We start from the raw sequence: 597 nt of genomic DNA, 5'->3' as shown, positions 1-597 counted from the left end.
CGGAAATCTTCGGATCAAAGCTTACTTACAGCTCCCCGAAGCATATCGGCGTTAGTCCCGTCCTTCATCGACTCCTAGTGTCAAGGCATCCACCGTGCGCCCTTTCTAACTTAACCAAACTAAAAATTAAAAAATATGAGCTACACTGTTATCTAGTTTTCAAAGAACATACCATTTGCTATTTAAAATAGCTTTTTGGTGGAGCCTAGCGGGATCGAACCGCTGACCTCCTGCGTGCAAGGCAGGCGCTCTCCCAGCTGAGCTAAGGCCCCAAAATGTATGGTGGGCCTAAATGGACTCGAACCATCGACCTCACGCTTATCAGGCGTGCGCTCTAACCAGCTGAGCTATAGGCCCATACAAATTGCAGGATTTATTTATATCATATCCTCATTTAAGAGTCAACACTGAATTGAACTCTCAAAACTAAACGAAAACGAAACACGGAAACTTATATTGATAAGCAGCGCTTATCAATTCTCCATAGAAAGGAGGTGATCCAGCCGCACCTTCCGATACGGCTACCTTGTTACGACTTCACCCCAATCATCTGTCCCACCTTAGGCGGCTGGCTCCAAAAAGGTTACCCCACCGACT

Annotated in this window: 2 tRNA genes and 2 rRNA genes; all 4 read right to left on the bottom strand. The window is 46.2% G+C overall.

Features of this window, described 5'->3' with window-relative positions:
- Positions 1 to 116: ribosomal RNA gene (locus AC22L0_RS29305) — 23S ribosomal RNA — on the bottom strand; the annotation flags it as partial.
- An 80-nt stretch (positions 117 to 196) separates the two neighbouring features.
- Positions 197 to 272, bottom strand: a tRNA-Ala gene (locus AC22L0_RS29300).
- A gap of 8 nt (positions 273 to 280) precedes the next feature.
- Positions 281 to 357 (bottom strand) — tRNA-Ile (locus tag AC22L0_RS29295).
- Positions 358 to 487: 130 nt separating this feature from the next.
- Positions 488 to 597 (bottom strand): 16S ribosomal RNA (locus AC22L0_RS29290); the annotation flags it as partial.

The organism is Bacillus sp. LQ01, assembly GCF_057624735.1.
Note: the sequence above shows the minus strand (reverse complement) of the source record. Positions and strands in the feature narration are given on the sequence as shown.